This is a genomic window from Sediminibacillus dalangtanensis (assembly GCF_017792025.1).
Classification (GTDB): Bacteria; Bacillota; Bacilli; order Bacillales; family Amphibacillaceae; genus Sediminibacillus; species Sediminibacillus dalangtanensis.
In genome coordinates, this window is record NZ_CP046956.1 from 1,473,999 (window position 1) to 1,488,215 (window position 14,217).

General features: G+C 42.7%; 8 protein-coding genes. All 8 read left to right on the forward strand.

The genetic code is table 11. The features are described 5' to 3' along the window. Positions 1-187 precede the first annotated feature (187 nt). The 8 genes from ERJ70_RS07485 to ERJ70_RS07520 all read left to right on the forward strand — a co-directional run bounded on the left by ERJ70_RS07485 (position 188) and on the right by ERJ70_RS07520 (position 14,210). Positions 188-4,312, forward strand: a complete 4,125-nt coding sequence (locus ERJ70_RS07485) for a right-handed parallel beta-helix repeat-containing protein (protein ID WP_209368315.1) — start codon at positions 188-190, stop codon at positions 4,310-4,312. A 388-nt stretch (positions 4,313-4,700) separates the two neighbouring features. Then, complete coding sequence (gene iolB / locus ERJ70_RS07490) at positions 4,701-5,501, forward strand: 5-deoxy-glucuronate isomerase (protein ID WP_209368317.1); 801 nt, start codon at positions 4,701-4,703, stop codon at positions 5,499-5,501. Between the two features lie 154 nt (positions 5,502-5,655). Next, positions 5,656-6,729, forward strand: a complete 1,074-nt coding sequence (locus ERJ70_RS07495; protein WP_209368319.1) for a M24 family metallopeptidase — start codon at positions 5,656-5,658, stop codon at positions 6,727-6,729. Between the two features lie 42 nt (positions 6,730-6,771). Continuing rightward, positions 6,772-8,091, forward strand: a complete 1,320-nt coding sequence (locus ERJ70_RS07500) for a multi antimicrobial extrusion protein MatE (RefSeq protein ID WP_209368321.1) — start codon at positions 6,772-6,774, stop codon at positions 8,089-8,091. An 83-nt stretch (positions 8,092-8,174) separates the two neighbouring features. After that, positions 8,175-9,899, forward strand: coding sequence for a sensor histidine kinase (locus ERJ70_RS07505; RefSeq protein ID WP_209368323.1), 1,725 nt, complete (start codon positions 8,175-8,177; stop codon positions 9,897-9,899). 5 nt (positions 9,900-9,904) lie between these two features. After that, entirely contained in the window at positions 9,905-11,470 is a 1,566-nt protein-coding gene (locus tag ERJ70_RS07510; protein WP_209368325.1) for a response regulator transcription factor, read from the forward strand. Between the two features lie 307 nt (positions 11,471-11,777). Next, positions 11,778-13,085, forward strand: coding sequence for an ABC transporter substrate-binding protein (locus ERJ70_RS07515; RefSeq protein WP_209368326.1), 1,308 nt, complete (start codon positions 11,778-11,780; stop codon positions 13,083-13,085). A gap of 210 nt (positions 13,086-13,295) precedes the next feature. Continuing rightward, on the forward strand, positions 13,296-14,210 hold the full coding sequence (locus ERJ70_RS07520; protein ID WP_209369203.1) for a carbohydrate ABC transporter permease: 915 nt from the start codon (positions 13,296-13,298) through the stop codon (positions 14,208-14,210). Positions 14,211-14,217: the final 7 nt, after the last annotated feature.

Below are 14,217 nucleotides of genomic sequence, written 5' to 3' on the forward strand. Positions count from 1 at the left end.
ACTGGGAAACAGTCTTAAAGTGTGGTCGAGCCACAGGAGATGAAAGAATTGTCCCAAATGATCCTAAGACCATTATCTAGAAATATCTCAGGGTGTCCAAGACTTTTTGACATTGATAGCAGGAAAAAATGTAAAAACTGAAGGCTCTATTTGAGGGCCTAAACATAATATACGAGGAGATGAGTGAATGAAGAAGAAGTGTTTTCGACTGTTTCTTGTTTTGGCGTCATGTTTGCTTATATTCAGCAATCTGTCCCTTTCGGTTTTAGCAGGACCCAACAAGAATTCAACCAATAATGAGTGGCAATTTGCTGCTTTCGGATCGAATACGAGTGAAGAAAAAAATCCGCGGCCGCTCTTTCATGAAGATGGTTCCTTCCGTATGGATGCAAAGGGCGGGAAAATTGCCAGTAGCGAAGAAGGGCTGTCATTCTATTTTATGGAACTGCCGGCTGATTCCAATTTTGAATTGCATACAACCGTGAAAGTAGACCGATACAGTCCTGACAGCCAGCGTTCATTTGGACTGATGGTCCGTGATCAGGTGGCTGACAGTGGGGATTCCGGTAAAATCACTTCCAATTATTTAGCTGTCGGCGGACTGGATGATCAAATGCGCGGTTTTTATAACCAGGCTGGGTTAACCAAAATGAATCCTTTTGATAAAAGTAATCCACCGGTTACCGGGGAAAGCTATGATTTATCTATTAAAAAATCGGGAGAATCATATGAGGTTGCTGTAAATGGAGAAAAACAAGCAGTTTCCTTACCTGACGGCCTATCGGACAAGCTATATGCCGGCTTTTATGTTGCACGTGACGCAGCTGTAACCTTTGAAGACTATTCTTTAAACGTTGCAGACCAGGTGCCGGACCATTTGCAAGTCGATGCTGAACATATGAAGCAATCTTATTTAATCGGTGAACAACTCCATTTAGAAGGACTCCTTGTAACAGCTGTTTATTCAGATGGAAGCCGTGAGTTGCTCGACTCGGATGATTTTTTTATTACCGGATTTGACAGCACCACAGCCGGAACTACTTCCATAGCGATACATTATGCTGGAGCCTCGGCTGAGTTAAACTTGGAAATCCGGGATTTGGCACTGACCGACCTGCACATTAAATACAATCCGGCGAAAACCGACTATTATTTGCAAGATACCTTTGAACCAGATGGACTCGTCGTAGAAGCAGAGTTTGACGAAGGATACCTGGTTGAGGAATTAGAGGAAGAACAATTACAGTTCGTTATCGATGGCGAGATTATCGACCCAGCTGATTATCGATTTAACGAACCAGGGGGCAAGATGGTGATTGTTCAGCCAAAGCAAAACCCTGCTATTTCTGTTTCCTTTCAAGTCACTGTTTCGGAAGCGGAACTAACTGGCTTAGAGATCCAAAAGGCTCCGGTGAAAACGACCTATTATCCGGGCGATGAGCTGGACTTGGCAGGATTGATTGTCGAAGCGACATACAGTGATGGTTATGTGGAACGGGTTATGCGAAGGCAGCTTACCGCATCTGAAATAGATACGGAAACGCTTGGCAATCAGCAGGTGAAGCTATTTTATAAGCAGACGGAGACAGCCTTTACTATTCAGGTAAAAGAAAAAGAATTACAAGGTTTAAAAGTGATGAGCTACCCTAAAACAACCTACCAAATTGGGGAGGAATTTACTTCAAAGGGACTTAAAGTAGGAAAGCTGTACGATAACCAAGATGTAGAGCAAATCGATGAAACAGCTTACCAACTGGATACATCTGCGTTCAATGGTGGAAAAACAGGTGTTTATCCGATTCAAATTATTCCAACTAAAGATGGTATCGACCCAATTACCTTCGATGTAACAGTTAGAGATCCCCTTCAACCAGAATGGAAGTCGATTCAGTTCGGGCAATCGACAGGACCAGAGAAAAACTATATCGAACAACTGGATAACGGAGCTGTCCGGATAGTAGCCGAGCCGGGTGCCGGAAAAGTCACAGGAGATCATGACGGCATTACGTTCTATTATACAGAAGTAGATGCAGAATCGGACAATTTCCAGCTATCTGCTGACATTACTGTTCGGGAATACGCCAAAAGTCCGGCACATGATGGACAGGAATCATTTGGCATCATGGCAAGGGATGCGATTGGAAAGGAAGGAGACTCCGGCGTTTTCGCTTCTAATATAGCAGCGATCGGCGGCTTCAGCGGCGGTACACAGGAAAAAAACGGTACACAGCTGTTTATCCGGACAGGGGTGGAGACACCGGACGATGCAGGCAGCAATGGCATTCAGAAAATGATGCTGGATGAGGAAAAACCGACACCAGGCAACACGTATCCTGAAGAAGCCTACCGTCTCACTTTGTCCAAAACTAATAGCGGATTTTCAGGCCAAATCAATGATGGCGAACAAGCTGTCTTTTTTGAACCCGATATCCTGAATGTCCAAGACTCCAAGATGTATGTCGGTTTTTATACGGCCCGCCTGGCAGACATCGAAGTTCATGATATAGAATTTGAAGCTACCGCTCAAGCTACAGATCCGCCAAAAGTGGATCCTCCTGCAGAACCAGTTAAGCCGAAACTGGAAGTGTTATCAAGAAGTAAAACTTCTGAATCTGCTTATGAGTTACGCTTGAGACCAAATGTCGATGGATTTGTTACCGTCAAACAAGGAGAGGAATCGGTTGCCCGTTTTCATTCTCTTCAAGCGGGAGAAACTTCGGCAATAACAACCGATCTTAACGCCAATCAGGCGAATGATTTCAGTATTTCTTTTGTTCCTGATGATACACAATATTTAACTGATTACAAAAAAATCGTACAAAATTTCACTGTCTCCATGAAGACCTTTCGTAGTGGCCGGGATATTCATGCAGCTCCTAACGGTTCGCCAGAAGGAACCGGAACAAAAGAAAACCCGCTTGATCTGGATACTGCTATTGCTTATGTTCAGCCAGGACAGAAAATCATATTGGCGGACGGCAACTATGAACGTAATCAAAAATTAGAAATTGAAAAATATAATGACGGTACAGAAGAAGCAAGAAAGTATTTGGTCGCAGAGGATGGTGCGAGACCTGTCATTGACTTTGACAAGAAATCGGAGGGCGTTGTGCTCAGTGGTGACTATTGGCATGTAACCGGCATTGATTTCACTAGATCTGCCGGGAATACAAAGGGATTCACGGTAGGAGGCAGCCATAACATCATTGAACAAAGTCGTTTTTATGAGAACGGTGATACCGGCTTGCAGATCAGTCGAACGATTTCGGAAGCGCCTAGTGAAGAATGGCCATCTGATAATTTGGTTTTGAACAGTGAATCCTTCGACAATCGAGATCCTTCTGACAATAATGCCGACGGATTTGCCGCGAAACTAACTGCTGGAGAAAACAATGTTTTCCGAGGGTGTATTGCCCACCATAATATCGATGATGGGTGGGATTTATATACAAAGGCTGGTACCGGTGCAATCGGTGCTGTCCTGATAGAGGACAGTGTTGCTTACGAGAATGGTACTTTGAGCGACGGCACGGTTGGTGACGGTGATAAAAATGGCTTTAAACTCGGTGGGGAGGGAATCCATGTACCACATGTAATCAAGGACAGCATAGCGTTTAGCAATGGTGCTGCCGGGTTTACCAGCAACAGCAACCCTGGTGTTATTGCAGAAAACAATGTTGCCTACGATAATGCCGGTGGCAATATCGATTTTTCGACTTATGGCGGAATCGAATCTGATTTCACCATCAATCGATTTATTTCTTATCAAACGGCGTATACAGTCAGCGATGTTTATCCGGCGGATTTGGCTTCGGGAACAAACTTTTTCTTTGACGGCGAGCAGACTGAAAATAGTACAGGAGTTAACCTTACCGATGAGAGCTTTGTTAGTCTGGAGCCGGAACTACCTTACCAGCGTGATGCTGAAGGGGCGATTATTAAAGGTGATTTCCTAAAAGTCCAGCTTCCGGCTGAAATCACACTCCATCCACATATTATAAAGAAAAACAAAGGAAAAAAATCTGGTAAAAGAGGCCCTAAACTGAATGTTTTTATAGAACTTGATCAAGGAATCAACCTTGAAAATATAGAAGTGAACAAGGTCAAACTTGATGGGGATTTACGTCCTATAGATCAGAAGTCTATGAAAATAGGGGACCATGACAAAGATGGTATTCCAGAATTGAAGCTGCAGTTTTCCAGAAGTGCATTAGAAGCAAAGCTTGAAAAAGGGAAACAACTTATTACCATTGATGGTGAACTGACTTCTGGACTGCCGTTCCAAGGACAAGCGGAAATACTGGTTAAATAGAACAGTTAGAGTGCTCCATTTGTGTTTCTAAAAGACTTTTTCCTATACTTTCTTGCTTGTACTTTGAATCCTTTCTGTATTGCTTAAAAATTGCTATCCTGCGCTGCGGAATTACCCTGCGTTTTTCCGCAGGCGGCAGGGGAGCCTAATCGAGCTCTCGCTAGGTGGGTCTCACCGATGCCTTCGACTGTTGTACTTCCATCGGAGCGAACATGTAACACCCTGGCTGGTTCGGTTTCGACGGAAAAAGCAGGTGCAATTTCTTTTTAGAGGCCTTCGTTATGCCCGAACTTTTTTGCAGGAACATAAAAAGCCTTGAAAATCATCAGAATATTATATAAAATAAAATAACAACGTTGTTATAAAGATGAAAAGGAGTGGATTTCAGGTGGATCGTTTTATTAAAGCCGCAGATCAAAAAGGGTATCGGGATATTTTTTCAGAGGATTATGAGCTCCTGGAATACTTGGCATTTGGCAAACTAGCACTGGATAAAGGAGAGAGCTTTTCAGCAGACACAAGCTCTTATGAAACTGCTTTAGTCATTCTGACAGGAACGGCATCTGTCGAAACGGAAGGAGAAAAATGGAAACAACTGGGCGGAAGAGAAAGCGTTTTCTCCGGGAAAGCTACGACTGTTTATCTGCCGTGCCAGTCTTCTTATCAAATAACTGCTGATACGGATGTGCAAATAGCAGTCTGTAAAGTAAAGGCCGAAAATAAATATCAGCCTTTCGTCGTCCGACCGGATGAAGTAGTCGTACATAACCGCGGTGAAAAGCAATGGAATCGTACCGTAAATGATATTATTGCGGATAATGCTAACGGAAGAGTCCACCGAATGGTTCTTGGGGAAACGATCAACGATGAAGGACAATGGTCGGGTTATCCACCACATAAACATGATGGGGAATTTGCACCGGAAGAACCCAATCTTGAAGAGATTTACCACTATCAAGTAAACCCGGAACAGGGATTCGGCGTGCAGCATCATTATACGAAGGACGGAAAAATCGATACAGCATATCCGATAAGACACGGTGACAGCTTTGCAATCGATATTGGCTATCACCCAGTTGGAGCTGCTGGCGGTTATCAAGTCTACTACTTATGGTTCATGGCTGGAGAGTCCGGCCGGAAATTAAATCCCTATGAAGATCCTGCTCACAAGTGGCTGCACGAAAAATAAGCAGGAGGGTATGTAGGGGAATGAACAGGGAGGAGAGTAGTTTGCCTCCCTGTTTTATTTGATGGATGTATAGTCTTTTTGTCTATCCTCCAAGCTCTATAATAAGGCTGTTCGTAAAGCGAGACATGCATTTAACCAGAAAGGACTGAAAAGAATGGTCGAAAACAGGAAAGTCCACCGGTTGCGTGAGATGTTAACCGCAGGGAATAAAACCGGTATATTGCTGACCTTGCAAAAAAACATTTCATGGCTGACAAATGGGCGAAGTTTTATCAACACAGCATCGGAGAAATCACCGGCAAGTATTCTTGTAACGAAAACGAAGATAGCACTATTTGTAAATAATATAGAAGCGGAGCGCCTGATCGAAGAGGAATTTGATTTGAAATTCGATTATACGGAAGTGTTTCCCTGGTATGAACCAAAGCAGTTTGAGTTGCTTCTTTCCAACTATGTCGACAAACAAGAGCTTTTACTCGATCTTCAGGTAGAAGAACAGTTACTGCAGGTGCGAACCATTTTGACGGGGGAAGATAGGGAAGAAGTTCAAATACAGGGAAGACTTACTGGTGAAGCGATTGAACAAGTCGCTTTTGAACTCAAACAGGGGGAAAGTGAGTATCAACTGGCCGGACGTCTTGCCAAGTGCTGTCTCGATCGGGGGCTAGAACCGATCGTCAATTTGGCGGCGGTGGATGATCGTGCTTTCAAACGCCGCCATCCACTTCCAACCTCCAATCGATTGGAACGTTATACCATGTTGGTTGTCTGCACTAGGAAGAAGGGAAAGGTAGTATCTGCCTCCAGACTTGTACATTTCGGCGAACCGTCTGACACAATAAAAGAGCGGCACCGTGGGGTAATTGCGGTGGATTCCCGTCTGATAGCAGCTACTCAACAGGGTGTTGACTTTCAGACGCTTTATGAGCTGATGAAGACTGCATATAGCGATGCGGGATACCCGGAAGAGTGGAAATATCACCATCAGGGAGGTCTTTCTGGATATAACACAAGAGAAAGACTGCTGTTGCCTGAGCACGCAGATCATGTTGTGCAAACAGGGCAGGTTTTTGCCTGGAATCCGAGTATTACAGGAGTCAAATCAGAAGATACCATTCTTGTTGGAGGAAACGGGTCTGAAATTGTAAGCTATACTGGAAATTATCCAATGTTGGAAGTAAAAGCAGGGAATAAAGTCGTCGAACGGCCGGATATCCTGATTCGTTGACTAACAGAAAGCGACAGAAATAGGAAAGAAGGGCGGCTTGAAGTGAAGAAACAATCTGACCGATTCGGCTACAAGCAACTGGCAGGATTTTTTATTCCGCTTGGTTTTTCGGCGAGTTTGACATCAATCACGCATGTGATCATTAATGGTACGTTAAGTCGTGGCGAACATGCAGCATTTATTATAGCCTGTTACGCGGTGGCGTTTTCACTGTTCGGGATTATTGAACGCCCCGTCATCGTTTTCCGGCAGACATGTTCCGCTTTGGTGAATGACAGGCTCGCATTCCGGAAGCTGTGGCTGTTCATGGTTTATATACTTGCCGTCATTATCGGATTAAGTATGGCAATGGCTTTCAGCTCAATGGGTGACTGGGTATATGTTAAACTTTTTAACGCAGACGAGAATATGGTTCACACCATTTCAGAAGCTTTTACAGTAATCGCGGTAGTAATTATTTTTTCAGGAATCCGCGGGATATATCAAGGAATCATCATCAACCACTTGCAGACAAAGTGGCTCACCATCGGGGTCGTTATCCGACTGGTGGCTATGTTTGTCATTGCTTATTTGTTTGTCGCATTCGATTATGTAAAAAGCGTCACCGGTTCGGTCATTTTTTTGACAGGAATGATTATGGAATGTGGCATCAGTGTCTGGAAAGGTAAACGAATTCTGACAACCCACTATCCGAAACAGGTTGAGCCACTTTCGATGAAAGAAATTTCCCAATTTTATATGCCGCTCGTCTTTTATTTTCTTATCCAAACGATTTTGATTCCTATTATCTATGTATTCTTGGCCCAAACGGAAAACATGGAATTAGGGATTGCATCCTTTGCTCTTGCTTACAGCATCACCCAGATGTTAATGAGTTTCTTTATGTACACACATCAACTCGTCCTGCAATTATACGAAACGAATAAGCAGAAGGTTGTACGGTTTATGGGAGCAGTCAGTTTACTGCCGACACTGCTTCTTTTACTGCTTTGTTATACACCAGCTGGTTACTGGTTCATGGAAACGATCATGGGGGCAAATGGTGAACTCGCCGAGTCAACACTGGCGGTGATGAAATTTTTCATCATTAAAACGCTCGTATTTCCATGGGTCGACTTCTTAAATGGATTCCTTATGTTGCACCGGCAAACGAGGAAAATGCTCATTGCTCAGCTTTTGAATTTGGTCACTGTCGTTCTGAGTATTTGGCTGTTTGTCCGGCTGTTCCCAGCATGGAATGGCATCAGTGGTTCTCTTGCAGCATCGGTGGGGGAATTTGTCGGTCTTATTATGGTAAGCATAATTATCTACCAAATGACAAGAAAAACAAAACGGCAAAAGCAGGATTGGAAAGCAGGATAAAAATAGAGAGAAAAGTCCATCTTACCTGTTCGATGAAAGATGCTATAATAATAGTAAATGTAAACGCTTGACAGGGGGATGTTATGCGATTTCGTCCTTTTTACAGCAGTATTAAAATAAAAAATAAAATATTTTCGATTTCCTTACTGCTTTTATTGATTTTTTGCATAATCGGAATGATTACCTACCATTATTTTACTCAGCTATACGAAGAGCGTATCTATCAGGAGTCTGCTGATATGCTGCAATTATCTTCCACTGTCATCGACGAAGAATTGAAAAAAATCGAAAACCTGACCTTTCAAGTCAGCACGGATTCTCTCGTTCAGGAGTACATGGAAACGATCAATGAGCGAAAGCTGGGATTTGAAGATTATAAAACAAAAGCAAACTTGTTGGAGCGACTGCTTACCTTTGCTTCAAGTGAAAGGTACATATCTTCCATCCAGGTGATCGACCGGTTTGGGGAGAAGTACACGACCGGTTATGATACAAAAATAGAAAACGACGCGGAAAAAATACGCAAGCTTGTTTACGCGTCACAGGGTTCCAATACGTGGTCCAAGATAGAAGGGAAAAATGGGATTTCGGCAGCGAGGCTGATCCGGAGAAAGGAAAATGTCAGTCTTGCCAATATGGGGATTCTTATCGTATCGGTAGATATGAACAAGTTTGTCGACCAGACACTGGATTTTTCTAAAAATAAAAATTTCATCGTGACCAACGGAAAAGAAATCTATTACCAAAACAAGGGAAACGGGCTGGACGTTCAAGAATTGCCTGATAACGTAAATGACAGCGGTTACAAAGTGGTGGATTTTTCTGGTGAAGACTTTTTACTCACATACAAGCATTCCCGTTTTTCCAAGCTCACTTACTTTCATTTACTCCCCTTCAGCGATATTACCAAGCAGTCTCAAACGATTAAACGAATTATGATTATTTGTTTTCTGTTCATGCTTACACTGACAATCCTGCTGAGCAGGAAAGCTGCAGAGAATATATCTAAACCTTTGGAAGAATTGTCTGCAAGGATGAAGCAAGTTCAAGAGGGTGACTTCGAAGAACAAGCCACCGTTCCGGAAAAATACTATAATGACGAGGTTGGCCAGCTACATGTCAATTTCCGTTCTATGCTGGATAAAATCAATCAACTCATCAAAGAAAACTACACGAAACAATTGATTATCAAAGAAACGGAATATAAAGCACTGCAGGCACAAATCAATCCCCATTTTCTTTATAACACACTGGACTCAATCAATTGGCTCGCCAAAATCAACCAACAGGAAAAAATCTCGGTCATGGCCGAAGCACTTGGCAATATGATGCGCAACATTATCAGCAAGAAGGCAGCGATGATCACCATAAAGGAAGAATTAGAGATTGTTAATAATTATGTCACCATCCAAAAGTATCGTTATGAAAACAGATTGGAATTTACGCTTTGCGATTGGGAAGTATTCGAAGATTGTCAAATTCCAAAGTTGACTATTCAGCCAATAGTCGAAAACGCGATTCAGCATGGATTAGAAGAGATGGTAACACCATGCCGGGTTATCGTGCGTTTTAAGCGTATAGATGAAAATCTGCAAATTATAGTGGAAGATAACGGTCCGGGAATCGAAGAAAATAAATTGGAAGGAATTTATAAAGGGGAAATCCGATCGAAAAGCTCGGGAATAGGATTAAAAAACATTAACGAGCGCATCAAGCTGATGTTTGGTGAGGAATACGGCATCATGATTGAAAGTCAAGTGGATATAGGAACAAGGGTGAAAATATTAATTCCGAATATGGTGGGGTGAAGAGTTTGTATCGTGTACTGTTGGTCGACGATGAGATTAATATTCTGGAGGGGATAGCCGCACTGGTTGACTGGTCTTCTTGCAACACATCATTACAAGTAAAGGCTACGAATGGCCAAATGGCTTTTGAGCTGATTAGGGAAAATCCGCCGGACATTGTCATTACGGATATCAAAATGCCGGGAATGAACGGGGTGGAATTGATTCAGCAAGTACATCGTCAATATCCAGAGATTCGTTTTATCGTCTTATCTGGATACGACGAATTTGAATTTGCTAAAACAGCTATGGAGTGTAACGTTAAGCACTATTTGTTAAAGCCGAGCAATGAAAAGAAAATCGAGGATGCGCTGAACCAGGTAGTAGCTGATTTAGATGAACAAAATCAGAAACGGGATTTTTTAGAAAGAATGAGAAGTCACTTACAAAAAGTGATGCCTAAAGCGAAAGAACAATTTTTGAAAGATTATATCACAAATAAAAGCTACAGCCTTCAGGATTGGGAAACCTACAGTCAAATGTTCGGACTGCAAACAACCTCCAAACTTTTCCGGCTGCTAGTACTGGTTGTCGATGGAGCACACGAATACGAACAACAATTTGCCTTGAAGGAAATGGTCACCGAACGGATGGGGGAACAGCAGTCGGTCCCTATGTCCACTACCATCGGTGAACGGATTGTCCTCCTGCTGGAAGATATGCCGGTGACGGAATTATCTGAATACTTAAAAGAAATGAAAAAGACCTATAAAAGCTTCTATCAAAAGACATTCACAACGGCAATCAGTAACGCAGGAACGATCAATGAATTGAGGATGTTATACAATGAAGCGATCAATTGCTTGACCCAGCGTTTTTATCTTGCCGACGGCAGTATTATCACTGTCCAGGATATTGGGGAAGCAGACGATGCCAGATTTAAAGAATTGCAATACGATCATGAAGATTTGTTATTAGCAGTCCGGAGTGGTAACACAGAAGCGATGCGCCATTATTTAAGTGATTTTTTTGATGATATTCATCATCGCAAGCTTGAGGTGGGATTGGTGAAATCCCATTGCCTGGAATTATACATGTCCATCATACGGCAAGCGGACCAGCAAGCTATGGATCGATACTTCCAACAAATCATTTTATTTCAGCAATACAATCGCTTTGGGGAAATAAAACAATATATCAGTGAAATCGCAGAAGAAATTACCGCTTACCATTATGAACGGACAAAACAAACCCAGACGAACATTATTAGCAGGGTGATCAGCTATGTGGAAAACAATCTTGCTGAAGAGGAGATGTCGCTCTCCAAAATTGCTGCGGATGTGCTTTATATGAATCCTGACTATTTGGGAAAGCTGTTCAAGAAGGAGAAGGGAGAACGTTTTTCGAACTTTTTGATTAACCGGAGAATGGAAAAAGCAAAAAGGTTAATCGAAGAGACAGAGCAAGTCAAAGTATTCGAAGTCGCAGAAGCGGTAGGCTTCGGTAATAACCCGCGTTATTTCGGGCAGGTTTTCAAAAAACATACGGGAATGACACCTACCGAATATAAAATGCATTCCATTAAAAACTAGGACTGGGCCAGCAAAGGACCAGTCCGTCTTTTTATAAGTCGTGATTCTGTCATTTTTATGCTTTACCACAATCAGTATAAACTGCACACTGAATTTATCCTGACTTCCCTTGAAGTGGGAAAATCCCTCGCTACAGAAATATTTGCTCTATCTTAATTATAAGAAAACAATCAGCCATTTGATAAAGGATCATATCTGTTTTTTGTACATAAATGTCTGAAAATTTTATTTTTTACAAACAAGGCTTGCATTATGATGGAATTAAGCTATAGAAAGCGCTTTCAAAGACAAAGGGGAGATGTGAAAAATGAAGAAAAGCTTGTTATGGAGTTTGGCGTTGGCCTTCGTTTTGTTTTTATCTGCATGTTCAGGATCGGATGAAGCGTCGGGTGAGGGCGGAAGCGATGACAGTGGAGAAGACGGGGATCAAGTGACACTAAGGATGACTTGGTGGGGATCTCAAAGCAGGCATGACCAAACACAAGAAATTATCAAGAAGTTTGAGGAAGAAAACCCGGACATTAAGATTGATGCAGAATTCACCGGATTTGACGGCTATTTTGAAAAAATGGCCGCACAAGCTGCAGGTAATAATCTTCCGGATATTATGCAGCAAAACTTCGGAGAATACCTCAATCAATATGCAGACAAGGGATTGCTTGCAGACTTAACTGAATACGTGGAAAGTGGCCAAATCAATGTCGAAGGTGTAAGTGATACAGTAATGGAATCCGGTAAGAAGGAAGGAAAGCTGCTTGGAATTCCTACAGGGACAAATGCATTAACAGCCTTTTACAACACCGATATGTTGGAAGAAGCAGGTGCGGAAATTCCTGACGAAAACTGGACGTGGGACGATTACGTTGCTACTGCGAGAAAGGTACACGAAGAGACAGGGGAATTCGGGGCAAGGTTGATGGAACCAAAGAATTTATTTGAATATTACTTGCGGGAAAAAGGTTATAAGTTATTCAACGAGGACGGCACAGATCTAGGATATAATGATGACCAGTTGCTTGCTGATTATTTCACTTTGAACAAACAGCTGGTAGATGACGGAGTGGCACCTGGTTATGATACCATCCAGCAAATAAAAGGGGTCGAGGATGAATTAATTGTCCACGGAAAAGCACCTTTTGATTTCAGGTGGTCCAACCAGGCAACCGCATTGACCAGTGCTGCGGGTGACCGCAATTTGGAGATGACATTGTTGCCAGGGGCTAACAATACGGAAGGAATGTATTTAAAACCGGCAATGCTTTGGTCAGTTAGTGAAAACTCAGAGCATAAGGAAGAAGCAGTACGTTTTATCGATTTCTTTACTAATAACATCGAGGTTTACAAAATAGGCGGATCTGACAGAGGGGTTCCGATTAAAGAAGACATTCGCAACCAGATGGCTGATGACTTGAGCGAGACGGATAAGAAGGTGTTCGATTACATCGAATTGGTGACAGAGAACAGCTCTCCTATCGATTCCAACTTCCCGCCTGAGTCTTCTGAAGTATTAGCTGCTTTGGAGGAAGTCGATGAGCTTGTTATGTATGGAGAACTATCTCCAGAGGAAGGCGCAGCCCAGTTTAGAGAGAAAGCAACATCGATTTTAACCAGATAAGCAAAAAGAGATGGCCCTGAGCGAGGTGATCAGGGCCATCTTCCTGATTTGATTTTTTTAATTGTTCACTTCCGGCACTCGTCGGATAACATGACGTATGTTGATTCTCTTCAATAATATACAAAAGAGGTGAGGGCAATGTTACCGAAAAGAGAAGAGCAAACCACAACAACCGTACCCGAAGTGTCTTCCAAACAAAAGTTTAAGCAGATGGAGCCGCTCAAGCCTGCCCGGCGCAAGGTGAAGAAAGACAACCGTAACACAACTGGTTATTTGTTCATATCACCGTTTTTGCTGGGATTTTTTACGTTGACAATCTTTCCGATTTTGTATTCCTTGTATTTGTCTTTCACTGACTATGATTTGATGGGCACGCCCAGTTGGATCGGACTCGATAACTATGTACGGATGTTTACCGATGATCCAACCTTTTGGAAGTCGATGAAAGTGACCTTTTTTTATGCAGGGATTGCCGTTCCGATTCGTCTCGTTTTTGCACTCTTGGTAGCGATGGCTTTGAATAAAATCGTTGAGATGGTCGGTTTGTACAGGACACTTCTTTATTTGCCATCTGTGGTAGGGGGCAGTATCGCCGTATCGATTATGTGGCGACAACTTTTCGGGAATGATGGTGCAGTCAACTCGATTTTAGGTGCACTGGGACTACCGACCCATTCTTGGTTGGGGGACCCTGATACGGCAATTTGGACCTTGATCGTGCTATATGGATGGCAGTTTGGTTCATCGATGTTGATTTTTCTTGCTGGCCTCCGTAACATACCGAAAACTTATTACGAAGCTTCTAGTGTCGATGGCGCTGGACCGGTTAAACAATTCTTCATCATCACCATACCGTTACTGACACCCGTTATTTTGTTCAATACGATTATGCAGGTAATCCAAGGATTCATGGCCTTTACACCGAGTTTTGTCGTAACGAATGGCGGACCAGTCAACAGTACGTTGCTATATGTCCTGTACATGTACCAGCGTGCGTTTGAATACTTTGATATGGGTTATGCCTCTGCTATGGCTTGGGTGATGCTAGTCATTATTGCCATTTTCACTGCGTTGATTTTCAAAAGTTCACCCCATTGGGTTCATTATGAATCGGATACTAAATAAGGAAAGG

Bases quoted from the DNA above. Each gene is read 5' to 3' on its own strand.
- ERJ70_RS07495 (WP_209368319.1), top strand. From the start codon at position 5,656: ATGGTCGAAAACAGGAAAGTCCACCGGTTGCGTGAGATGTTAACCGCA.
- ERJ70_RS07485 (WP_209368315.1), top strand. From the start codon at position 188: ATGAAGAAGAAGTGTTTTCGACTGTTTCTTGTTTTGGCGTCATGTTTG.
- ERJ70_RS07515 (WP_209368326.1), top strand. From the start codon at position 11,778: ATGAAGAAAAGCTTGTTATGGAGTTTGGCGTTGGCCTTCGTTTTGTTT.
- ERJ70_RS07505 (WP_209368323.1), top strand. From the start codon at position 8,175: ATGCGATTTCGTCCTTTTTACAGCAGTATTAAAATAAAAAATAAAATA.
- ERJ70_RS07520 (WP_209369203.1), top strand. From the start codon at position 13,296: ATGGAGCCGCTCAAGCCTGCCCGGCGCAAGGTGAAGAAAGACAACCGT.